Annotated in this window: 19 protein-coding genes; 12 read left to right on the top strand and 7 right to left on the bottom strand. The window is 45.5% G+C overall.

Annotated elements, in window-relative coordinates; translation table 11 throughout:
• The 5 genes from nuoL (at position 1) to B6A14_RS08700 (ending at position 6,340) form a co-directional block, all read left to right on the top strand.
• On the top strand, positions 1-2,058 hold the full coding sequence (nuoL, locus tag B6A14_RS08720; protein WP_087910071.1) for an NADH-quinone oxidoreductase subunit L: 2,058 nt from the start codon (positions 1-3) through the stop codon (positions 2,056-2,058).
• Between the two features lie 24 nt (positions 2,059-2,082).
• Positions 2,083-3,549: an NADH-quinone oxidoreductase subunit M gene (locus tag B6A14_RS08715; protein ID WP_087910070.1), complete on the top strand. Its 1,467-nt coding sequence runs from the start codon at positions 2,083-2,085 to the stop codon at positions 3,547-3,549.
• 10 nt (positions 3,550-3,559) lie between these two features.
• Complete coding sequence (nuoN, locus tag B6A14_RS08710) at positions 3,560-5,059, top strand: NADH-quinone oxidoreductase subunit NuoN (RefSeq protein WP_087910069.1); 1,500 nt, start codon at positions 3,560-3,562, stop codon at positions 5,057-5,059.
• A 130-nt stretch (positions 5,060-5,189) separates the two neighbouring features.
• A complete protein-coding gene (locus B6A14_RS08705) occupies positions 5,190-5,789 on the top strand; it encodes an NUDIX domain-containing protein (RefSeq protein WP_087910068.1) in 600 nt (199 codons plus the stop codon).
• 65 nt (positions 5,790-5,854) lie between these two features.
• Positions 5,855-6,340, top strand: coding sequence for a DUF1178 family protein (locus B6A14_RS08700; protein WP_087910067.1), 486 nt, complete (start codon positions 5,855-5,857; stop codon positions 6,338-6,340).
• Positions 6,341-6,406: 66 nt separating this feature from the next.
• Here the strand turns inward: B6A14_RS08700 and B6A14_RS08695 are convergent, their stop codons facing one another.
• Positions 6,407-7,927, bottom strand: a complete 1,521-nt coding sequence (locus B6A14_RS08695) for a CoA-acylating methylmalonate-semialdehyde dehydrogenase (RefSeq protein WP_087910066.1) — start codon at positions 7,925-7,927, stop codon at positions 6,407-6,409.
• Positions 7,928-8,091: 164 nt separating this feature from the next.
• On the opposite strand from B6A14_RS08695, the gene B6A14_RS08690 reads away from it, so the two are divergent.
• Together B6A14_RS08690 and B6A14_RS08685 are read left to right on the top strand one after the other, a co-directional pair.
• A complete protein-coding gene (locus B6A14_RS08690) occupies positions 8,092-9,213 on the top strand; it encodes an NADH:flavin oxidoreductase/NADH oxidase (RefSeq protein WP_087910065.1) in 1,122 nt (373 codons plus the stop codon).
• Between the two features lie 53 nt (positions 9,214-9,266).
• The gene (locus B6A14_RS08685; protein ID WP_236635727.1) at positions 9,267-10,229 is read left to right on the top strand and encodes a Bug family tripartite tricarboxylate transporter substrate binding protein; all 963 of its coding nucleotides are present in this window, start codon (positions 9,267-9,269) and stop codon (positions 10,227-10,229) included.
• Positions 10,230-10,236: 7 nt separating this feature from the next.
• Here the strand turns inward: B6A14_RS08685 and B6A14_RS08680 are convergent, their stop codons facing one another.
• Positions 10,237-11,547, bottom strand: coding sequence for an amidase (locus B6A14_RS08680; RefSeq protein WP_087910063.1), 1,311 nt, complete (start codon positions 11,545-11,547; stop codon positions 10,237-10,239).
• 81 nt (positions 11,548-11,628) lie between these two features.
• On the opposite strand from B6A14_RS08680, the gene B6A14_RS08675 reads away from it, so the two are divergent.
• Positions 11,629-12,291, top strand: a complete 663-nt coding sequence (locus tag B6A14_RS08675) for a SprT family zinc-dependent metalloprotease (protein ID WP_087910062.1) — start codon at positions 11,629-11,631, stop codon at positions 12,289-12,291.
• A 56-nt stretch (positions 12,292-12,347) separates the two neighbouring features.
• Positions 12,348-13,439: a tartrate dehydrogenase gene (locus B6A14_RS08670; protein WP_087910061.1), complete on the top strand. Its 1,092-nt coding sequence runs from the start codon at positions 12,348-12,350 to the stop codon at positions 13,437-13,439.
• Between the two features lie 8 nt (positions 13,440-13,447).
• On the opposite strand, the gene dnaQ is transcribed toward B6A14_RS08670, so the two are convergent.
• The 5 genes from dnaQ to B6A14_RS08645 all read right to left on the bottom strand — a co-directional run bounded on the left by dnaQ (position 13,448) and on the right by B6A14_RS08645 (position 19,957).
• Positions 13,448-14,158, bottom strand: coding sequence for a DNA polymerase III subunit epsilon (gene dnaQ / locus B6A14_RS08665; RefSeq protein ID WP_087910060.1), 711 nt, complete (start codon positions 14,156-14,158; stop codon positions 13,448-13,450).
• Positions 14,158-17,256 carry an efflux RND transporter permease subunit gene (locus tag B6A14_RS08660; protein ID WP_087910059.1) on the bottom strand — a complete coding sequence of 1,033 codons (3,099 nt, stop codon included), beginning with the start codon at positions 17,254-17,256 and terminating at the stop codon, positions 14,158-14,160. The genes dnaQ and B6A14_RS08660 overlap by 1 nt, the downstream gene beginning before the upstream one ends.
• Positions 17,253-18,563: an efflux RND transporter periplasmic adaptor subunit gene (locus B6A14_RS08655; protein WP_087910058.1), complete on the bottom strand. Its 1,311-nt coding sequence runs from the start codon at positions 18,561-18,563 to the stop codon at positions 17,253-17,255. The genes B6A14_RS08660 and B6A14_RS08655 overlap by 4 nt, the downstream gene beginning before the upstream one ends.
• A 112-nt stretch (positions 18,564-18,675) precedes the next feature.
• Positions 18,676-19,140 carry a ribonuclease HI gene (gene rnhA, locus B6A14_RS08650; RefSeq protein ID WP_087910057.1) on the bottom strand — a complete coding sequence of 155 codons (465 nt, stop codon included), beginning with the start codon at positions 19,138-19,140 and terminating at the stop codon, positions 18,676-18,678.
• A gap of 4 nt (positions 19,141-19,144) precedes the next feature.
• Entirely contained in the window at positions 19,145-19,957 is an 813-nt protein-coding gene (locus tag B6A14_RS08645) for a class I SAM-dependent methyltransferase (RefSeq protein WP_087910056.1), read from the bottom strand.
• A 6-nt stretch (positions 19,958-19,963) separates the two neighbouring features.
• On the opposite strand from B6A14_RS08645, the gene gloB reads away from it, so the two are divergent.
• From gloB to B6A14_RS08630, 3 genes are read left to right on the top strand one after another with little or no spacing between them, the layout of a single operon-like run.
• On the top strand, positions 19,964-20,773 hold the full coding sequence (gloB, locus tag B6A14_RS08640) for a hydroxyacylglutathione hydrolase (RefSeq protein WP_087910055.1): 810 nt from the start codon (positions 19,964-19,966) through the stop codon (positions 20,771-20,773).
• Complete coding sequence (locus B6A14_RS08635; protein ID WP_087910054.1) at positions 20,773-22,170, top strand: transglycosylase SLT domain-containing protein; 1,398 nt, start codon at positions 20,773-20,775, stop codon at positions 22,168-22,170. The genes gloB and B6A14_RS08635 overlap by 1 nt, the downstream gene beginning before the upstream one ends.
• A gap of 29 nt (positions 22,171-22,199) precedes the next feature.
• Positions 22,200-24,083 carry a propionate--CoA ligase gene (locus tag B6A14_RS08630; RefSeq protein ID WP_087910053.1) on the top strand — a complete coding sequence of 628 codons (1,884 nt, stop codon included), beginning with the start codon at positions 22,200-22,202 and terminating at the stop codon, positions 24,081-24,083.
• The last annotated feature ends 44 nt before the right edge of the window (positions 24,084-24,127 follow it).

Raw genomic sequence — 24,127 nt, 5'->3', positions numbered from 1 at the left:
ATGCAATTGACCTTAAATATTCCCGTTCTCTGCGCAATTCCTCTGGCGCCATTGATTGGCTCCATGATTGCCGGTTTCTTTGGAACTAAATTAGGCGGTAACCGCATCGGTCATGGCGCCTGTCAATTTGTCACGATCTTAGGTGTGGCGATTGCATTTGCACTTTCTTGCAATGTTTTAGTGCAAGTGATGGATGGTTTCTATTTCAACGGCACTGTCTATCGTTGGATGCAATTGGGTGAGTTGAATCTGGATATTGGTTTCTTGATTGATCCATTAACGGCAACCATGATGTGTGTCGTGACCTTTGTTTCGCTCATGGTTCACATCTACACCATTGGCTACATGAAAGGTGAAGAGGGCTACAACCGTTTCTTCTCTTATATTTCTTTGTTTACCTTCGCCATGTTGATGCTGGTGATGAGCAATAACCTCTTGCAACTCTTCTTTGGTTGGGAAGCAGTGGGCGTAGTTTCCTATCTTCTGATTGGCTTCTATTTTGAGCGTCAGTCTGCTGTATTTGCCAATATGAAAGCCTTCTTGGTAAATCGTGTTGGAGACTTTGGTTTCATTCTGGGTATCGGTTTATTGCTTGCAAGCACTGGCTCAATGCAATATGACGTGATCTTTGCTCAAAACGCTGCCTTAGCAGCACAAACCTTACCTGGCACCAACTGGAGCTTACTCACTGTTGCCTGTATCTGTTTGTTTATCGGTGCTATGGGTAAATCAGCACAATTTCCCTTACACGTATGGCTACCAGATTCGATGGAAGGCCCAACTCCCATTTCTGCATTGATTCATGCGGCGACGATGGTTACCGCAGGAATCTTCATGGTGTCACGCATGTCACCATTATTTGAGCTATCGGATGTTGCCCTGAGTTTCATCTTGATCATTGGCTCGATTACTGCGCTCTTCATGGGCTTCTTGGGTATTGTGCAAAACGATATCAAACGGGTGGTTGCATATTCAACCCTGTCCCAATTGGGTTACATGACCGTAGCTTTGGGTGTCTCAGCCTATCCAGTGGCAATCTTCCACTTAATGACACACGCATTCTTTAAGGCCTTACTATTCCTTGCAGCTGGAAGCGTGATCTTGGGTATGCACCACGAACAAGATATGCGCAAGATGGGCGGTCTCTGGAAATACATGCCTATTACTTGCTTGATGATGTTGCTCGGAAACTTGGCCTTGATTGGCACGCCGTTCTTCTCCGGCTTCTATTCCAAAGATTCCATTATTGAAGCAGTCGCTGCGAGCCACATTCCCGGTTCAGGCTTCGCTTATTTTGCTGTGATGGCAAGCGTCTTTGTAACTGCCTTGTATTCATTCCGTTTGTACTTCTGGGTATTCCACGGCAAGGCACGTTGGGGTCATGCGGATTCACATGCACATGATCATCATGAGCATGCAGAGCAGGGCGACGACCATGCACATCATGGTTTGGCTCCCGGTGAAAAACCGCATGAGTCTCCAGCGGTGGTCACTGTGCCATTGATTCTCTTGGCTATCCCTTCTGTGATTATTGGTTTTTACACCATCACGCCATTATTATTCGGCACATTCTTTGGCGACTCTATCTTTATTGATGTGGTGCGTCATCCAATTATGAAAGAGCTCGAAGATGAGTTCCATGGCCCTATTGCAATGGCAATCCATGCATTTAGTACGCCAGTATTGCTCTTGGTTGTGCTCGGCGTGTTAACGGCTGCAATTGGTTATCTCTGGGCTCCAAAGTTGCCTGCTAAATTTGCAGAAACTTTTGCGCCAATCAAAAAATTATTTGATAACAAATACTATCTTGATGATTTGAATCAAGCAGTCTTTGCCAAAGGTCTCATTTGGATCGGCGGGATCTTATGGCATCGCGGTGACCAGAAGGTCATTGACGGTTTCTTTGTTAACGGTAGCGCTTACACAGTAGGTCGCTTTGCCGGTGTAATCCGCCATTTGCAATCCGGTTACCTCTACCACTATGCCTTTGCAATGATTGCAGGCTTAGCGGCATTGCTAGCTTGGGTTTTGTATGCTTACCTGCCTTTTGTTCGCTAGGCCTTTGTTACTTAAGTAGCCATTATGATTCTTTCTTACGCCATCTGGACCCCGATTGTTTTTGGACTCATTATTTTGTTCTATGGGTCTGAGAAGCCATCTGCTGGTGTTCGCTGGTTAGCGCTCATTGGATCCATCATTGGCTTCATTGCAACGCTGCCTTTGATTATTCAGTTTGATATTGCTAATCCAGGTATGCAGTTTGTAGAGAAGATCAGCTGGATACCGCGTTACGACATCAATTATTTCCTTGGTATTGATGGTATTTCTGTTTGGTTCATTGTGCTGACAGCATTCATCAATATTTTCGTGGTGATTGCTGCCTGGGAAGTGATTGATACCAAGGTATCGCAATACATGGCCTCATTCATGATCCTTTCTGGATTGATGATCGGCGTATTTTGTGCTCTTGATGCCTTGTTGTTCTATGTATTCTTTGAGGCAACCTTAATACCGATGTATATCATCATTGGCGTATGGGGTGGTCACAACCGTATCTACGCAGCATTTAAATTCTTCTTATATACCTTGCTTGGATCCTTGTTGACCTTGGTTGCCATGCTGTATTTGTACAACGTGACCAATAGCTTTGATATCCTGGTTTGGCAAAATGCTCGCCTCGATATCGTTGAGCAAATCTTGTTGTTCTTTGCATTCTTCATGGCTTTTGCGGTGAAGGTGCCAATGTGGCCGTTGCATACTTGGTTACCAGACGTGCACGTCGAAGCACCTACAGGCGGTTCTGTAGTCTTGGCGGCGATCATGTTGAAGCTTGGCGCCTATGGTTTCTTGCGCTTCTCCTTGCCAATCGCTCCAGATGCAAGTCAATACCTCGGCCCGTTCATCATCTTCCTATCATTGGTTGCCGTTATTTATGTAGGTGCAGTAGCCTTGGTGCAAAAGGATATGAAAAAGCTCGTAGCCTATTCATCGGTTGCGCACATGGGCTTCGTCACCCTTGGCTTCTTCCTCTTTAGTCCATTGGGTATTGAGGGCGGTATTGTGCAGATGATTTCACATGGTTTTGTGGCTGGTGCGATGTTCCTCTCGATTGGCGTGCTCTATGATCGTATGCATACCCGCCAGATTGCTGATTACGGCGGAGTTGTGCATCGTATGCCAGCGTTCACGGCTTTTGCAGTATTGATGGCGATGGCTAACTGCGGTTTACCGGCAACCTCTGGATTCGTTGGTGAATTCATGGTGATATTGGCGGCGGTAGATTACGACTTTGTGATCGGCATCTTAGCTTCAACAGCCTTGATTCTGGGTGCGGCATATTCATTGTGGATGGTTAAGCGCGTATTCTTCGGCGCCATCACCAATGCTCATGTTGAAGAATTAAAAGACCTCAATGCCCGCGAATTTTTCATGATGACTGTATTAAGTATCTGTGTGATTGGTATGGGCGTATATCCAAAACCATTTACAGACATCATCCATCCTGCCGTCATTAATCTGCTGCAGCATGTTGCTGTAAGCAAACTCTGAGTAAAAGCAAATGCAAGAATTTGATCTATACGCTGTCCTGCCGGAACTCGTTTTACTTGTAGCAACTTGTTTGTTATTGGTTGCCAGTGTTTATGTACCCGAGAGAGTCGTTGCTACTCCAGGTGTAGAGCAGGACATCTTCCATACTCCACGTGGAGTAGGCTTTGTATATTTCTTCACCATCATCTTGTTGGTTTATCTGATTTTTGCATTCATGGGCCGCATGGGAGATCCAGCGCTTGTAGCTATGAATGGCTTATTTCAATCAGACCCATTCTCTAATTTGCTCAAAGCCTGTTCATGTGGCGCCGTACTAGTTAGTTTGATTTATTCCAAGCAGTACCTCACCGACCGTGCACTGTTCCGTCCAGACTTTATTGTTTTGGCGCTACTGGCTTTGCTTGGTCAAATGGTATTGATCTCTGGTGCAAATCTCTTGACCTTATATCTCGGCCTAGAGTTAATGGCACTGCCTACCTATGCACTGGTAGCGATGCGCCATAACAGCGAGAAGAGTGTAGAGGCTGGTATTAAGTACTTCATATTGGGTGCTTTAGCTTCAGGATTTTTGTTGTACGGCATGTCAATGCTTTACGGTGTTACAGGTTCGCTTGATCTGATTGAGATCTTTAAAACGGTTGCTGATCCCCGTATTAATCATTTAGTGATGGCATTTGGTTTGGTCTTTATTGTGTCTGGCTTAGCATTTAAGCTTGGCGTTGTTCCTTTCCATATGTGGGTGCCAGATGTCTATCAAGGTGCACCAACAGCAGTAACACTGATGATTGCTGCTGCACCTAAGATCGCTGCATTTGCCTTACTATTCCGTTTATTAATAAACACCTTGTTGCCGCTCATGGGTGATTGGCAACCAATGTTGGTGGTGCTAGCAGTCCTCTCCTTGGTTGTTGGTAACGTCACGGCGATTGCCCAAACTAACGTCAAGCGGATGTTGGCTTATTCCGCCATCGCACAAATGGGTTTCGTCCTTTTGGGCATGTTGTCAGTCTTTGATGAGCATGCATTTAGCGCCTCGATGTTTTATGCCATTACCTATGTATTAACTACACTAGGTACCTTTGGTTTGTTAATGGCGCTCTCACGCAAGGGCTATGACTGCGAAACTTTAGATGGCCTCAAAGGTCTCAATAAGAAGCATCCTTGGTTTGCCTTTATTGGTCTGGTGATGATGTTCTCTCTAGCTGGCATTCCGCCAACCGTTGGCTTTGCCGCTAAATTGGGTGTTCTAGAAGCTTTGGTTGATGGAGAGCATACCTTCTTAGCGATTATTGCTGTCATGGCCTCTCTGATTGGTGCTTTCTACTACTTGCGCGTAGTGAAGGTAATGTACTTCGATGAGCCGGTGCATGAGATGGCCGTTAGCGGCTCTGGCTATGCAAAGGGCATCCTGAGCCTCAATTGCATCCTAGTGCTGGTGCTCGGTATTGTTCCTGCTGGTTTAATGAGTCTTTGTCTTGACGCTATGCGCCGCACTTTACTGGGTTCTTAATCCTGATTCTGAACCAGATATAAAGGCTCCAATTAGGGGCCTTTATTGTTTTAGGATAGCTAGATAAGCATTACTACAGTGTCATTGAAGTTTTGTATCATCAGATAATCAAAGACGAGAATGCTCATTTATGACCGAGAAATCATTTCAAGATTTACCCAGTGGCGATCAGCATTTGCGTGAGGAGCGCATTTCTGGTGAGGATATCTATGGTGGTATTTTCCTCAAGATGAAGCGAGATAAAGTGTCATTGCCTGACGGACAAGAAACTGTTAGAGAATACTTAACCCATCCTGGTGCTGTTGCTATCGTTGCTTTATTAGAAGATGGTAGGGTGCTCTTAGAGCGTCAATATCGTTATCCAATTGCTAAAGCTTGTATTGAAATTCCGGCAGGTAAATTAGATCCTAATGAAAGCCCGCTGGTGTGTGCACAAAGAGAGCTTACAGAGGAAACTGGCTATACAGCAAAAAAATGGAGCTATATTCGTCGCATACATCCAGTGATTTCATATTCGACCGAATTCATTGATATCTATTTAGCTGAAGATTTAGTGCCCGGTGCCAGTCATTTAGACGAAGAAGAGTTTTTGGATGTTTTTGCAGCGCCCCTTGAGCAGCTTATTACCTGGGTTGAAGAGGGCGAGATTACCGATGTTAAAACCACCATTTCTACCTACTGGTTAGATCGTTACCGTCGAGGTTTGGTACATCCCCAGCCGATTAAATAGGGTTTATGCAAACCCGACTAAAATAGTGCTATTGAATTTAGTACTTTTGCCCCTATATAGGCTTTATGAAAGTTTATAACCTCGCTTGCCCCTTAGATCACCGCTTTGAAGGGTGGTTTGCCTCTGAAGAGGATTGCCTGTCTCAACAGGATAAGGGGATGCTTGCCTGCCCTGTATGTGACAGCACTGATATTTCTCGGATGCCTTCTGCTCCCCATATCGCTAAATCTTCTTCGACGGAGTTGACTGTCTCTAAAACAGATGCGGGCAGTTTGAGTGGTAATGTTGTTGCTTTGACGGGCCTAGATCATTCTCATCTAGAAGCTCAAGTTCAGGCTGCCTTTCTAAAGGGAATGCGTGAACTCATGGGCCGATCTGAGGATGTTGGCAATTCATTTGCTGAAGAAGCTAGAAAGATTCACTACAAGGAATCTCCAGAGCGGAGCATTCGTGGTCAGACTACCTTAGATGAGGCAGAGGCTTTAAGAGAAGAGGGTATTGATGTTTTAGCAATGCCCTTGATGCCAGCGTTTAAAAACACGCTGCAATAAGAAGCCCAATCATTCAGAGTAAAAAAATAGCGATCCGTAGATCGCTATTTTTATTGAACTGTCCGATTACTTTGAGGTCGGCATCACAAACTCTGCGCCTTTAGCAATACTCTCAGGCCAGCGCTGCATTACGCTCTTTTGCTTGGTATAGAAGCGAACACCTTCTTTGCCATAGGCATTCATATCACCAAAAATGGATTTCTTCCAACCGCCAAAGCCATGCCAAGCCATCGGTACTGGAATAGGCACATTGATACCAACCATACCAACTTGAACACGACGGGCAAATTCACGAGCGATATTGCCATCACTGGTAAAGCAAGCAACACCGTTGCCAAACTCACAAGAGTTCACCAGATTGAGGGCATCGGTAAAGTTTGCTACTCGTAAGCAGGAGAGCACTGGTCCAAAGATTTCTTCAAGGTAAATCTTCATATCTGGCTTTACGTTATCAAAGAGTGTGCCGCCGATAAAGAAACCGTTTTCATTGCCCGGTACTTTTAAGCCGCGACCATCAACCAATAATTTGGCACCAGAAGCAACGCCGCTCTCGATATAGCCAGTAATACGCTCTAATGCCGCCTTGGTAACGATGGGGCCCATTTCAGCATCTAGCTCCATGCCATTCTTAACCTTGAGAGTTTTAGTGCGCTCGATCAGTTTTGGCATGATTCTATCTGCAACATCGCCAACTAATACCGCTACTGAAATCGCCATACAGCGTTCGCCTGCAGAGCCGTATGCGGCACCAATCAGCGCATCAATAGCCTTATCAATATCAGCGTCAGGCATGATGACCATGTGGTTCTTAGCACCACCTAAAGCCTGTGAGCGTTTGCCAAAGTGAGCGCAACGCTCATAGATATAATTGGCAATTGGCGTCGAGCCAACAAAGCTCACCGCTTTAACGTCTGGATTTTCAATCAAGGCATCTACCGCCTCTTTGTCACCTTGAACTACGTTAAATACGCCGTCTGGTAAACCAGCTTCTTTCAGAAGCTTAGCCATAAATAGTGAGGCTGATGGGTCAGTTGGACTTGGCTTCAGAATGAAAGTGTTACCGCACGCAATAGCAACCGGGAACATCCACATTGGCACCATGACCGGGAAGTTAAATGGAGTAACGCCAGCAACCACGCCTAAGGGTTGGCGCATGATCCAGTTATCGATATCAGTAGAAACTTGTTCTGTGTAGTCACCCTTGAGCAATTCAGGGATGCCAGTAGCAAATTCTAGAATCTCAATACCGCGTGTAACTTCCCCCTGAGCATCGGTAAATACTTTGCCGTGTTCGGCTGTAATGATGGCTGCTAATTCATCGCGATTGGCGTTGAGTAATTCTAGGTATTTGAAAAGAATGCGGGCTCGTCTTAAGGGACTAGTTTGACCCCAGCTTTCAAAAGCCTTTTGAGCAACAGCTACTACAGCATCTACTTCCTTGCGGCTGGCGAGGGCCACTCGGCGTGCTACAGCTCCCTTAGCGGGGTTATAGACATCGGCAAAGCGACCATCTTTAGGGTTTACTACGTTGCCGCCAACATAGTGGCCGATATCAGCATTTGAATCAAAGGCTTTGGGTGCGTTCATAGTCTCGTCTGGTTATTTCATGTATGGGTTTTTGGGCATCTGAGGTCCACCAACCGCCAAGTCAGCAAGACTTCTTTGTCTCGTTTATTCTGCTATTGGAGTATTTTATCGCTTTAGAATCATTTTCGTAATTTTGGACCAATTTCTGCTTTTTAAGGTATCTCATGAGTCTTTTGTTCTCCAGCTACACCCTGAATTCACCGCGTGGATCGCTGGAATTAGCCAATCGCATTGTGGTTGCCCCAATGTGCCAATACTCGGCAAATAATGGTGAGGCAACAGACTGGCATTTAATGCATTGGGGTAATTTATTAAATAGCGGTGCTTCTTTATTCATTATTGAGGCAACGGGCGTTACTCCTGAGGGCCGAATTACTCCCGCATGTTTAGGTTTGTGGGATGACCGCACTGAAGCTGCTCTCAAAGATAAATTAAGTCGTGCGTGTAAGCTGGCACCACCAATCCCGGTATTTATTCAACTTGCTCATGCCGGACGTAAAGCCTCGAGTGCAACCCCTTGGGATGGCGGCCAACTGCTATCAACTGATCAGGGTGGCTGGGAAACCTTAGCACCTTCTGCAATTCCTCAGCTTGAAGGAGAGCGTCTTCCACATGAATTATCCAAGGCTGAACTCAAGCAACTGATTGAAGACTTTGTCATTGCAGCAAAACGTGCAGAGCGTATCGGTGTAGATGGTATTGAGCTCCATGGTGCTCATGGTTATTTACTGCATCAATTTTTATCACCCATTGCCAATCAACGTAATGACGAGTACGGCGGATCATTTGAAAACCGCATTCGATTTCCATTAGAGTTATTTGCTGCAGTAAGATCTGCTTATCAAGGCGTTTTGGGTATTCGTATTTCTGCTAGCGATTGGATTGAAGGTGGCTGGACACCAGAACAGACGGCTGATTTTGCAAAACAATTAAAACCCTTAGGTTGCAATTTTGTTCATATTTCTTCTGGTGGAATTTCTCCTAAGCAAAAAATCGCCTTAGGACCAAAATACCAAGTTCCATTTGCAAAGATTGTGAAAGAGCAATCAGGCTTACCAACCATGACAGTGGGTTTGATTACTGATCCGCATGAAGCTGAGGCAATCTTGCAAGATGGTGATGCTGACCTCATTGCTCTGGCCAGAGCCTTCCTTTACAAGCCCCGTTGGGGCTGGGAGGCGGCCGCCGCCTTGGGTGCTACGGTGACTGCGAATGAGCGTTACTGGCGCTGCCTGCCAAGGGAGGCCCAGGCTGTTTTCGGAAGCGTTAAAGTAGGGCAGCGATAAACCATTAAAAAAGTATTGAAAAATTCTAGGAGACCGTTATGAGAAAAGTACACATGACCTATAAATTATTGTTAACTGTGGCCTTTGCTACAGTAGCTCAGCTTGCTGGGGCGCAGACATTTCCAGACCGACCCATTACCCTGGTTGTGCCTAATCCACCAGGAGGCCTTGTAGATACATCTGCACGACTTCTCAGCGAGCCTTTGACCCGCGTAATCGGTCAACCTGTTGTAGTTGACAACAAACCGGGCGCTAGTGGCAATACTGCATATCAATATGTTGCAAAGGCCAAGCCGGATGGCTATACATTGCTCATTTCTTATTCTGGTTATCACGTTGGCAATCCCGCGCTATTTGAAAAACTATCTTGGGATCCATTAAAAGACTTCACACCAATCGCTTTACTAACGATCTCCACCAATGTGATCGCTGTTCATCCTTCGATTCCAGTGAATAACTTAAAAGAGTTTATTGCTTACGCTAAAGCCAATCCTGGTAAGTTAAATTACGCTTCCCAAGGAAACGGTTCAGTCTCCCATATTGGTACAGAAATTTTTAAGCAGACCACTGGCGTTGATATGGTTCATGTGCCATATAAGGGATCTGGTCCTGCTATTCAGGATGTATTGGCTGGTCAGGTACAAGTTTTTATTAGTACCCCACCATCATTAATGCAGCACGTTCAGAGCGGTAAGCTGAAAGGTTTGGCAGTGACAGGTAAAAATCGCCACCCTGGCATGCCTAATGTTCCAACAACTGCAGAAGCCGGTTTACCATCATTCCAATTAGAGTCTTGGGTCGCGCTATATGCGCCTGCTGGCACACCTGCTCCAGTGGTGACCAAGTTAACGGATTCAGTAAAACAAAGTTTGGCCTTACCTGAGGTTAAGGAGCGCGCTGATACCGCTGGTATTGAGGTGCGTTACCTCAACCCAGGCCAGATGGATACTTTGTTGAAAAAAGAGCTGCCATTTTGGAGTAAAGCAATTAAAACAGCGAACATCACACTAGATTAAGAATGCTTTATGCCTGATCTCTCAAAACGGGATCAGGCAACGCTAGTGCAAATGCTCTAGCTGCACTTAATAAGAAATGATCTTTGCCTGGGCCGGCAATCAGTTGAACGCCTACTGGTAAGCCATTGGGCCCACTGGCTACATTGATATTGATGCAGGGTAGTCCTAGCATGCTCCAGTCTCTGCAAAAAATAGGATCGCCTGTACCATCTTTAATTAATGGTGCTTCCCCTGTGGCGCTTGGGGCAATCAAGATATCAATCTCATTACTAAAGAGATCTGCTACTGAGGCTTTAGCGCGCTCAACCATGGATAAATCTTTGGCATATTGCTCATAACTAATAAGGGCGCCATCGTTTAGTAGTTTACTAATTAAGGGATTAATTTTTTTAGGAAAGTGGACGCGTTCGAAAAGTAGGCTACGAGACATCTCTGACATCATGATGTTAGTTTGGGATTGCGTTAAACCATCACATGCCTTTGGAAGTTTTTGATCGCTAACCGTGCCCTTGCAAATAGATTCTGCAGCATGCCTAGCAACTGCTAATGCAGTAGTAGTTTCTTTTTGGGCATGAGACCAATTAGCGGTTTTGCAAATACCAATTCTGGGTTTGTTATGGAGATCATTAACAGTAGCCAGCCCATGATCACCACTCATGGCGGCAATTCCGAGAGCAACGTCTTCTACACTGCGGCCAAAGCATCCTAAAACATCCATGGATATCGATAAGCTTTTAGCACCAGCGATACTCACTTTTCCAAGACTCGGTTTAAAGCCAACTACGCCACAATAAGATGCAGGGCGAATAATTGAGCCGGCGGTTTGACTGCCAGTAGCTAATGGCACCATAAAGTCGGCTACCGCAGCTGCAGAGCCGCTAGAAGAACCCCCGGGGGTGTGTTTCTTGTTATGAGGGTTAGTGGTGATGCCACCCTTGAAGGAGGCAAATTCTGTTGTGACGGTCTTGCCTAAAATAATTCCGCCAGCTTGTCGCATCAGGGCGACTGAAACAGCATCCGAGCTAGGATAGTTATTTTGATAAATAGGTGACCCATAGGCGGTTGGTAGGTCGTAGGTGTCAAATAAATCTTTAACCCCAATTGGTAGGCCATGCAGCAGACCTTGAATTGCCCCCTTATCGAGATCTTTCGCTCTTGTTAAGGCGTTCTCCTTACCAAGGCTTACCCAAGCCTTGACGATGCTTTCTCGCTGGCCAATACGGTCTAGACAGGATAGGAGTAAATCAGTGGCCTTAATCTCTCTTTTGGACAGGGCTTTTGCTGCTTGGGATGCGCTTAGGCTTTCTAGATCTTTCATAGACCCTATTCTACGGTTGGTGGCGTATGATCGCAATTTACCGTTTTAAAATCCCCTCATGAGCGCAAAGTAAGTAGATCAATGAAGCAACATTCTGTCCGTGAAGCATGGCTTGAAGATGCCGTTAGACACCTTGAGCCCGTATTTTCTAAGGCTGGTTATGCCATTCCCCCAGTAAGAGTTTCCTGTGGCTTTCCAGCCTCCAGTAGCCCTAGAACAACCTTGGGCCAATGCTGGCCAAGAGAACGTTCTGGAGGGGGTGTTAACGAGATCTTTATCTCTCCCAAAATTGATGATCCAGTGCAGCTACTCGATACCCTGGTACATGAGCTATGTCATGCTGTAGATGACTGCTTTAGTGGTCATGGAGAGGACTTCAAGGGGATAGCTCAAACCGTAGGATTAGAGGGTCCGGCTAGGATGGCGCATGCTACCGAAGAGTTGACTGTGAAGCTTATGATGATCAGCCAAGAACTTGGCCCATATCCGCACCAGGCGATTGTTTTCCCGCCACCAAGGCCCAGTAATGCGAGCCGTAGCAAGGCTAAATGCGGCCAATGTGGCTACGAGGTCACTTTGCTCAAAAAATGGGCTAGTTATGGTGCACCCATCTGTCCAAAGGATAATATCCGTATGCTGGAGGATGCTCCGGAAACGATTGAAAATACGACTGAATACGATAGTGATTCAGTAACTAAAGGCGGCAAGTCTGCTCCAGATCAAATCCGCCGTGCCATCAGCTAGTGTATAAATTATCCGATTGCATTAAATAGAACTATTAATAATTTGAGACATAAACCATGAACGCTAAAAAAATCTTCAAGAACCCAAAAATTGCTGTAATTCCTGGTGACGGAATTGGCAAAGAAGTGATGCCTGAGGGTGTGCGTACACTGGAGGCTGCAAATCGTAAATTTGGTCTGGGCATGCAGTTTGACCATTTTGATTTTGCTAGCTGTGATTACTACCTCAAGCACGGCAAGATGATGCCGGACGACTGGTTTGAAACTCTTATGAAATATGACGCCATCTTTTTTGGCGCTGTTGGCATGCCAGATATTCTTCCAGACCACGTTTCTTTATGGGGCAGCTTAATTCAGTTCCGACGTGGCTTTGATCAATACGTCAATTTACGTCCAGTCCGCTTATTGCCTGGTATTCCTTGCCCTTTGGCCAATCGTAAACCAGGTGATATTGATTTCTTCGTGGTTCGTGAAAACACCGAAGGCGAGTATTCCAGTGTGGGCGGCAAGATGTTCCCTGATACCGATCGTGAATTTGTGATTCAAGAATCTGTATTTACTAGACAGGGCGTAGATCGTATTTTGAAATACGCCTTTGATTTAGCTCAGAGTCGTCCTAAAAAGCATTTAACTTCTGCCACTAAATCCAATGGTATTGCAATCACCATGCCATATTGGGATGAGCGCGTAGAGGCAATGTCTAAGAAATTTACGGATGTGCGTACCGACAAATATCACATTGATATATTGTCAGCCCATTTTGTGATGAATCCTGATCGTTTTGATGTAGTTGTTGCAAGTAATTTGTTTGGAGACATTCTCTCCGACTTAGGTCCAGCCTGTACCGGTACGATTGCAGTGGCACCATCTGGAAGTATTAACCCAGAAGGTAAATTCCCATCATTATTTGAGCCTGTTCATGGCTCAGCTCCTGATATCTATGGCAAGATGATTGCTAATCCAATTGGTCAAATTTGGAGTGGGGCCATGATGTTAGACCACCTTGGGTATCCAGAGGCAGGCAAAGCAATTTTCAATGCAATTGAGAAGGTTCTGCTCGCTGGTCCCGGTCATGCTCCATTAACACCAGATGTTGGTGGTACAGCAAAGACCGATGATTTAGGTAAGGCGATTGCCGCCGCTATTTAAATAAGGTTTTACGAGGCGGTATTTAAAGGGCTCCATACGGAGTCCTTTTTACTTGCTTTCGCAATTTCTGCAAGAATCTTTTCGTGTTGTGCGAGATCATCTTCGCTGGCCGCCAGTACCTTGAAATCCGTTGGTAAGGCTTTGGTATGCCCAGAGGCATCGGTGCCAACAGTGTAGTCAATCAAATCGATTGAGAGATCCTCTTGACCTCTTGTCATTGAAACATAGACTTCAGCTAAAAGCTGAGCATCCAAAAGCGCTCCGTGCAAGGTTCGATGTTGGTTGCTGATAGAAAAACGCTCACAAAGCGCATCTAAAGAATTACGTTTACCGGGGAACATCTGACGAGCATCTAGCAAGGTATCAGTGATCTTAGCAGCCAGATTGCGAAATGGTGGGCGCTTGAGTAAGGCGAATTCATTATCAAGGAAGCCTAAGTCAAAGGCTGCGTTATGAATGACGATTTCCGCGCCATCTACAAACTCGATGAGCTGTTCAACGATATTGGCAAAGATGGGCTTATCAGATAAAAACTCACGTGATAGGCCGTGAACAGCGAAAGCACCAGCATCGATATCGCGTTCTGGATTGATGTAATAGTGAAACGTACGATCCGTTAGACGACGACCAACCATCTCGACGCACCCAATTTCAATGATGCGGTCACCAGTAGCGGGGTTTAATCCAGTTGTTTCAGTATCGAGTATGACTTGACGCATTAGGTTCCTTCAAGAACAGATGGCGGAATCTGCATTGGACCATTGCCCGCATATTTATCTAGGTAAAGATAAATCACGGGGGTAATGATCAGCGTTACAAATTGAGAGAAGATCAGGCCGCCAGCAACGCTAATACCAAGGGGTTGACGCAGTTCAGCGCCAGCACCTAAGCCCAATGCTATCGGGAGGGCGCCCATCAGAGCAGCGATGGTAGTCATCATAATAGGGCGGAAGCGCAAGATGCAGGCTTCTCTGATTGCCTTTTCAGGCGTCATACCTTGAGTGCGTTGAGCTTCCAAGGCGAAGTCGATCATCAGAATGGCGTTCTTCTTGACAATACCAATCAGCAATAGAATGCCAATCGAGGCAACAATGGTGAGCTCAAATCCAAAAATACGTAAGGCCAAGATTGCACCAATAGCAGCGGATGGAAGTCCTGCCAAGATAGTGAGAGGGTGAATATAGCTCTCGTATAGAACGCCAAGCAAGATATAAATAACACCCAATGCAGCTAACAATAAGATCACTTGACCAGATTGATTGTCTTTAAATACAGCCGCATCACCACCATAACTAGTAATGATGGATGGCGGGAGATTAACCTGCTTCACAAAGCCATCAATTGCCTTAGTTGCGTCCCCCAAGAAAACATCAGGTGCTAAGTTAAATGAAATCGTTACCGCCGGAATTTGTCCTTGATGGTTTACTGCCGTTGGGCCTATGGTTCTGACAAAGCTCGCCAGACTTGATAGTGGGATCAATTTATCTGTGGCTCTACCGCGCACATAGACCTTGTTTAAATCGGTTTCAAATTGACGATCATTTTCTGCGGTTTCTAAAATGACGTAATAGGTGTTGACGGGAGTATAGATTGTGGAGACTTGCCGCTCGCCAAACGAAGAGTAGAGGGCGGTGCGAATATCTGCGATAGATACACCAGCACTAGCAGCTTTTTCTCGATCAATTTCAATCTTGACATTTAAGCCCTTTAGTTGGGAGTCGCTAGTGACATCTCTAAATAATGGATCTGCGCGCATTTTCTGCAACAATTTATCCGCCCATTCATTCACGCCCTCAAAACCGACGCTTTGCAGTGTGAACTGATAGCGGCTTTTACTACTACGGCCACCCAACTGTAAATTTTGTACCGGGCTCATGTAAACCTGAATGCCGGGGATTTCCCGAAATTTAGCTCTCAGACCTTCCATGACCTTACTCATTTTCTGGCGCTCATCCTTAGGCTTCAGAATGATGAAGAATCTGCCGGTATTGCGGCCTGAGCTTTGATTGCCACCAAGAATAGATATTGATGTTGCTACGTTGGGATCACTATCAACAACTTTTGCTGCCTGGTCTTGTAAAGCCATCATTGTTTTGAAAGAAACGTCTTCAGATGCTTCTACGGTGACGCGTAATTGGCCGATATCTTCTTCTGGGAAGAACCCTTTTGGGCTGTAAACAAAGAGGGCAATAGTAATGACAAAGCTAGCCAATGCCCCAATCAATACCATTTTTCTGTTTGCTAAGGCTAAATCTAGATAATGGACATATCTTTTTAAAGTCCACTCATAAGCACGATCAAATTGCTTTGTGATTTTGTATTTATTTTGATGAGAGCCTGGCTTAGGTAAAAAGCGGCTGCATAACATCGGAACTACAGTTAGTGAGACAACGGCTGAGACTAATATCGACAGCGTCACAACAACAGCAAATTCTCTAAACAAAAGGCCAATTGGGCCCGACATGAAAAATAGTGGGATGAATACCGCAACCAATGACAATGAGATGGATACGATCGTGAAACCAACTTCTTTGCTACCTTTTAAAGCAGCCTTTAATGGATCCATGCCTTCTTCAACATAGCGCATGATATTTTCAAGCACAACGATTGCATCATCCACCACCAATCCAACGGCCAGAGTAATGCCCAGCAAGGAAATGTTATTCAGGCTGTAGCCTAAAAAGTAGAAAACAAAGAAGGCGCCAATTAGTGAAATTGGCAAACTTATCGATGGAATGATCGTTGCAGAGGCATGCTTGAGAAACAGGAAGATAACCAAAACAACGAGTGCTATTGTGAGTAGCAGCGTTACATTGACATCATGAATAGACTCAATAATCGAGAGGGAGCGGTCATTAATCAGTGTTAGCTGAATAGATTCTGGCATCTGCGCCTTTAGAGAAGGCAGCAGTTTTTTGATTGCGTCAACAACCTCAACAGTATTGGCATTTGGTTGGCGCAAAATACCAATCGCTATAGAGCGCTCACCCTTGGCCGACGCAAAGGTTTTAACGTCTTCAAAGCTCTCTTGAACATCAGCAACATCTTTGAGATAAATTGGGTAACCATTGCGCTGCGCAACGATGAGGTTGCCAAACTCTTCGGCTCTGACAAGCTGTGGATTGGCATAGATTGTGATGAGTTGACGCGGGCCATCAAGCGTTCCAACAGGGCTATTGGTGTTAGCTTTATTAATTGCCGCAGCGATCTCATCCATGGTGATATTGCGATTGCCCAAAGCATCTGGCCGAACGCTTACTCGAACTGCATACCGCTTAGCTCCATAAACGGTAACCTGTGAGACCCCGGTAATAGTGGACAAGTTTGGCGACATGAGATTTTCTGCATAAGCATTCATCTCAGAGAGGCTGATAGACGGAGAACTCATGCGCACAATTAATACAGGGGTGTCAGCAGGATTAATCTTCCGATACGAAGGCGGTACCGTCATTTCAATTGGTAAACGTCGTTGGGCCCGCAAGAGAGCAGCCTGGACATCTACTGCCGCTTTATCAATATCGCGATCGCTTGTAAATTCCAGGGTAACGTTTGTTGAACCAAGCGAGTTGGTGGAGCTAATGACTTTGATGCCATCAATGGTTGAAAATTCTTTTTCAAGCGGCAAGGCAACAGCTGAAGCCATAATTTCAGGTGAGGCACCCGGTAGGCTTGCCGACACGGAAATAATGGGCGTATTAAAACTCGGCAGGGCGGCTACTGGGATCTTGAAATATGCAACACCTCCTGCAATGACGGTTGCAATAGACAGCAATACCGTCATCACGGGACGTCTAATGCATAGCTCAGAAAGCGTCATTTTTGCTCGGTAGAGGGGGTTTTATCAGCGGGGGCGGCATCCGATTTGGAGGGCTTTGCTTCGCGCACTTTGCTGCCGTTACGTAAATTTTGTTTACCTTCAACCACAATGCGATCGCCAGAATTAATGCCGGTGATTACTGAAGTTCCCTGGTATTCATAGGACACTTTGACTGGTTTTGCTGCGACCTTGTCATCTTTGTCAACCACATACACTAATCTTCCATTGGGGCCAATCACAACTGCCTGTGTGGGAACGGCAATCACATCTTTCAGGGTATTGGCATATAGCGAAACTCGTGCAAATTGCCCAGGAAGTATTTCCAGCTTATCGTTCGGAATTTGTGCCTTGACACGAACTGAAGCAATCAGAGGATCAACCTGGTTATCAATCACCAGAACCTGACCCTCATAGGTATTTTTTCCGGTATTGCCAATCGTGACCTTGACATTCAATGGTGCATCACCTTGTCTATTTTCTAGAATGATGGGAATGTCTTTTTCTGGGATCACAAACTGAACATTGATTGGGTTTAGTTGCGTGATGGTCACCATCGATCCCACGCTTGAGGTAGCGGTGGAGTTTGTCGCAGTAGATACGATATTGCTTGCTTGTACTAAAGAGCCAGGGAAGACGTTAATGATGCCAGCTCTACCGTTAATCGGTGAGCGAATAGAGTCAAAGGAGAGTTGAACCTCGGCAGAACGTGCTGCTGATGCTGCAGACTTGGCATTGGCAAAGGATGTCTCTAAGCCGGCCTTGGAGATAAAGTTTTTCTCAACTAATTCTTTGGCACGTAAGTATTGCTTCTGTGCATCATCAGCCAATGCTTTCAGCCGTTCGTAATTTGCCTTGTCATTACGATCATCCAGTGTAAATAGAAGTTGTCCTTCCTTCACTTCTTGACCATCTTTAATATGAATTTTGGCAACAGTATTTGTCACCATGGGTCGGATATCAACAATGCTATTGGAGACAGTGGTGCCAGTCGCTTCAATAATGAGTGGGATATCTTTTTTCTCAACAACAACGCTAGTGATTGTCTGAGGACCGCCACCTTTTTTGGCTGCCGCTGGGAAGTAATAGTCGTAGGCTTTTGAGCCAGCGTAAAGAACAATTAACAACAACAATATGCGCCACTTAAAGCGGATAACAAACGCTTTAGTATTGGCATAATTCATTTTCTTGAGCAAATGCATGTGAGGCGACAATTTCTGCCACAAGGCGCAAAGTCGCACTTTACCCGTATCTTTGATTTGCACTAATTTGGCAAACAATTTATCGAGAGAAGATTCTATTTTTGACACAGTCTCGTTTTTCTTGGTTTTGATAGAGTTCTAATGCGGTTTTGGCGCTGTTCAGGTCAAAGCCATTCTCTCATAAGACGGTCTAAACAGTGCTTTTGGGGCGATATTGGCTCTAGGGCAAAAACTCCTCGACGCCCTTGTTTGCCAGTAGGTCAGCTAGCTCATTGCCGGGATGGCCGTTATGGCCTCTGACCCAATGCCAAGAAATCTCATGATCAGGCAAAAGGGCATCTAATTCCTGCCAAAGATCGGCATTCTTGACTGGATCCTTGCTAGCCGTCTTCCAACCCCGTTTTTTCCAGCCTTCAAGCCATTCAGTTACACCTTTTTGGACGTATTGGGAGTCTGTCCATAGTTCAACGCTACTTCTTTGTTTTAGAGCGCGCAGAGCAAAAATCACCGCGCTAATTTCCATGCGATTGTTGGTTGTGAGTTTTTCACCGCCATGAATATGTTTTTCATGAGCGCCCGAACGCAATACAGCGCCCCAACCACCAGGACCAGGATTCCCTTTGCAAGCACCATCGGTATAGATAACGATATGCGGTGCGGATGGCGTTGATTTGTGGTGTGACATCGCTCTAATTTACTGTCTCTTGAACTTCTTTAAGTTGATTGCGTTCTGCAGCTGGGGTAAGTTGCTGTAATGCTGGAATACGTACTGGTACAATTTGACCAATAAGGCGCATCCCTTGTTGCCGCTTGATTGCTGAAACTAAAAATACTGCGCCAAAAATAGGCCACCAGCGATTGCCCATGGATTCTAAGAAATCCATGCGACCCATAGAAGATTGACCTTGCAGGGGAAACTTATAACAGCCAAAGTGCCCACGATCTAATGAATAGTTCAATAATTGCAACCAGTCTTTTACTCGTATAAGACTAATAAACTGACCATCGCGCGGTAAGTAAGGATTACCAATTAATCTACTGAGGTACTGTCGCGCACCCCATAAGCTGGCAGGATTAAACCCTGAAATGATGAGTCGACCTTCAGGGCGTAAGACACGATCTACTTCGCGTAAAATTTGATGTGGGTCAGCAGCAAATTCGAGTACGTGGGGAAGTACTACTAAATCCAGACTTTCATTTGCAAATGGCAACTCAGCGTAATTTCCCTCAATAAGATGCCAGTTAAAACGAGCAGCGTATTCGCGACTGTCATTCGAATGCAATAAGAGTGCTTGCAAGGGCATGCGGTTTTCAGCCAAGGTATTAATTTGTGGCAAACCAATCTGCACTGCATGAAACCCAAATACATCTGCAACAATTTGGTTACAGCACTTTTGCTCCCAACCCAAAACATAGCGTCCTGGTGGGGATTGGAGCCATTTTTCCCATGAACTCCATGGGGGTGCAGGCATCTGGGAGGGGATGGGTGGGGTTGGTATCATCGTTCTATGGATAAGAATACTTTATTGCAAGTTTGGCCTATACCGGCCTTTGACGACAATTACATCTGGTGTATCCACGATGGGAAGTCGGCTTTAGTGGTCGATCCAGGCGATTCTGCGCCTGTAGAAGACTATCTCTTGCAAAATGACCTGGCTCTCACTGGCATTTTGATTACTCACCATCACGCCGACCATACCGGTGGAATACTCAATTTATTAAGAAGTTTTGGTGCCAATATTCCTGTTTATGGACCGGTTGGCGAGGATATTCCGGGCAGGACAGTGATTGTTCAAGAAGATGACAAGGTAGAAATTGCTGCGCCCAGAATGAGTTTTAAGGCGTTTGAGGTTCCTGGGCATACCTTGACCCATATTGCCTATTTTGCCAATATGCAGGCCAATGTTGTAGAACCAATGCTATTTTGTGGTGACACCTTATTTGCATCAGGATGTGGGCGTCTCTTTGAAGGTACGCCAACCCAGATGACCCAGTCATTGGCCAAGTTTGCTTCATTGCCAAAAAATACTTTGGTGTACTGCACTCATGAATACACCTTATCCAATATTCGTTTTGCTTTAGCTGTGGAGCCCAATAATTTGAATTTGATCTCCTGGTCAGAAAAAGCCAAAGCCTTGAGGTCGCAAAATCTCCCGACATTGCCAACGACTATTGGCCAAGAATTACAGGTCAATCCATTTATGCGTTGTGATCAAGCAGAGGTCATTGCTATGGCGAAAGAGGTCTCTAGCCAGCAATCCTTGCCAACGCCAGCACATGTTCTAGCAGTAATTCGCGCTTGGAAAGATCGATTCTGATGCGTTTGTATGCTGCGACAATTTTGCTTGTCGCCTTTCTATCCGGATGTGCGAGCACTGGGGATTGGTCTTCAGACACGCCGACTAAATCTAATCCGAATTCATCTAAAGCAACGCGCGTTAACCTTAAGAATCAATCGGTCAGCAAGGTGTATGCACCCTCCGATAATTTGTGGATACGAATTCGGGATGGCTTTCAAATGGAGCCTATGAATACCCCTCTTGAAATTGAGCAGGTACGTTGGCTTAGTGCAAGGCCAGACTATGTCCATCGTTCCATGGCGCGCTCTTCAAGATACTTGTTCTATATAGTGCAAGAGGTCAATGCTCGCAATATGCCAACTGAAATTGCGTTGTTACCATTTGTAGAAAGCGCTTTTGTAACCCATGCTAAGTCCAGCGCTAAGGCAATGGGTCTATGGCAATTTATGCCCGCGACCGGCAAGGATTTTCGTTTAACCCAAAATGTCTTTAGGGATGAGCGTCGTGATGTTATTCAATCAACAGATGCTGCATTAGATTATCTACAGCGCTTGTATAACCAGTTCGGCAGCTGGGAGCTTGCATTGGCAGCCTATAACTGGGGTGCTGGCAATATTTCGAAGGCTCAGAAACGTAATATTGCAGCCGGTTTGCCTACCGATTATCTGAGCCTAACAATGCCAAAGGAAACTCGTAATTACGTTCCCAAGCTCATGGCATATCGTCAAATTGTTTTAGATCCACAGGCTTATGGAATTGTTTTGCCTGAACTAGAGAACCACCCATACTTTGTGGCACTCGATATTGATAACGATATCGATGTAGCAGTAGTCATTAAGCTTGCTGAAATCCCCGCAGAGGAATTTCATAATCTCAATCCTTCATTCAATAAGCCAGTGATCTTGAGTAACGCGAATCAGCAGATTCTGTTGCCATTTGCTCATGCGGAAATTTTTCAGGCAAATCTGAAGAACTACAACAAGCCACTATCGTCATGGACGGCTGTGAAGATTACAAAAACAGAAAGCGTTGATCAGGCGGCAAAAACTTTAGGTGTGGATGTGGATTCCTTGAGATCCGTCAATGGAATTCCAAAGGGTATGCGCATTAAGGCAGGGTCCACCGTATTAATACCGAAGACTAGTGGTCGCGCTGGCGATGTTTCATCAGCGATGGCTGAAAATGCCAGCTTGAGTTTGGAAAAGCCTGCGCCACCGCCAGCTTCAAATTGTGCAAAAACAGCCAAGGGCACTAAAAATGCCAAGTGCTCTACAGCGAAATCTGCCTCTAAGGGTAATTCTTCTGTAAAAAATGCTGCATCTCAGCATAAATCCGCATCGACAGGACTTGCAAAATCTGCGAAAAATGGTAGTTCGGTCTCCTCCAGCAGTAAGGGGGCCACTAAAAATCCGTAAATTTCAGTCATTTTTTAATTAGGTTGACCATGTCCTATAAAGCACATCATGAACGCTCAGTAAAAGATCCAGATGGTTTCTGGGGTGAGCAGGCAAAGTTAATTCACTGGGAAAAACCATTTAATAAGGTGCTGAACTACGACAACCCTCCATTTGCCAAATGGTTTGAGGGTGGTCTTACTAATCTTTGTTACAACGCAGTAGATCGTCACGCTAAAGAGCGACCAAATCAAACAGCCTTAGTTGCAGTTTCTACCGAAACCAATATCGAGAAGGCATATACCTATCAAGAGCTCTACGAAGAAGTCAATCGTATGGCTGCTATTTACAAGGCAAATGGCATCAACAAGGGCGATCGTGTCCTGATTTATATGCCGATGATTGCTGAAGCTTGTTTTGCAATGCTTGCTTGTGCACGTATCGGTGCCATTCACTCAGTAGTCTTTGGTGGCTTTGCATCCCATAGCCTGGCATCTCGTATTGATGATGCAAAACCAAAAATGATTGTGACCTCTGAGGCGGGTGCTCGTGGTGGCAAGGCGGTGCCTTACAAGCCATTACTAGATGAGGCAATTACGCTTGCTAGCTATAAGCCTGAAAAGGTCTTGATTGTGAATCGCGGTCTAACTGAATTCACCACCGTTGCTGGCCGTGACCTAGATTACGCCACTGAGCGTCAAAAGCATCTGAACGATATCGTGCCTATTGAATGGGTTGATGCAACCCATCCTTCATACATTTTGTATACCTCCGGCACAACCGGTAAGCCAAAGGGCGTGCAGCGTGACACCGGTGGCTATGCTGTTGCCCTCGCTTCTTCAATGAAGCACATCTTTACCGGTAATGCTGGTGAGACCATGTTCTGTACCTCGGATATTGGTTGGGTGGTTGGTCATAGCTACATCATTTACGCGCCATTACTCAGTGGCATGGCCACCATCATGTATGAAGGCACTCCACTGCGTCCAGATGCAGGCATCTGGTGGGAATTGGTTGAGAAATACAAAGTGTCAGTGATGTTCTCAGCGCCAACAGCGGTTCGTGTTCTCAAAAAACAAGATCCTGCATTCTTGACTAAATACGATCTCTCATCATTACGCGCTTTGTTCTTGGCAGGCGAGCCACTGGATGAGCCAACTGCAAGTTGGATTCATGATGCAATCAAAAAGCCGATTGTGGATAACTACTGGCAGACAGAAACAGGTTGGCCAATGTTGGCAATCCAGCGTGGTATTGAAGTTATGCCACATAAGTTTGGCTCTCCGGGCGTACCATCCTTTGGTTACAACATGAAGTTGCTAGATGATGCTACTTCAGCAGAATTAGGGCCTGATCAAAAAGGCGTTATTGCCATTGAAGGCCCATTGCCCCCAGGTTGTATGCAAACGGTTTGGGGTGATGACAAGCGTTTCGTCAGTACTTATTGGGAAACCATTCCTGGCAAATTGATCTACTCCACGTTTGACTGGGGTATTAAGGATAAGGATGGCTACTTCTTTATTTTGGGTCGCACCGATGATGTGATTAACGTTGCTGGACATCGTCTTGGAACCCGAGAGATTGAAGAGAGTATTTCAAGCCATCCAAACGTTTCTGAGGTTGCTGTGGTTGGTATTGAAGACAAGCTCAAGGGTCAGGCTGCGATTGCGTTTGTAATCCCTAAAAATTCTTCCAATACAGAGACCCTAGAAAAAGAATGCATGAAGACTGTGGATAGTCAGTTGGGCGCTATTGCTCGTCCTGGACGAGTTTATGTCGTAACGGCATTGCCAAAAACCCGTTCTGGCAAGATTGTGCGTCGTGCATTACAGGCTGTAGCAGAAGGGCGTGACCCCGGTGATATCAGCACTATGGAAGACCAGACTGTTTTGGCTCAAATTAAGACCATCATTGAGCAAGGTGCTCAGGCTTAAGGATTAAAAGCAAAACCTCCCCCAACCAAGGGTTAGGGGAGGAA

Source organism: Polynucleobacter hirudinilacicola (genome assembly GCF_002192535.1).
In the GTDB taxonomy this organism is placed as follows: domain Bacteria; phylum Pseudomonadota; class Gammaproteobacteria; order Burkholderiales; family Burkholderiaceae; genus Polynucleobacter; species Polynucleobacter hirudinilacicola.
The sequence above is the reverse complement of the archived record's forward strand: the minus strand, read 5'-3'. Positions and strand labels throughout refer to the sequence as shown.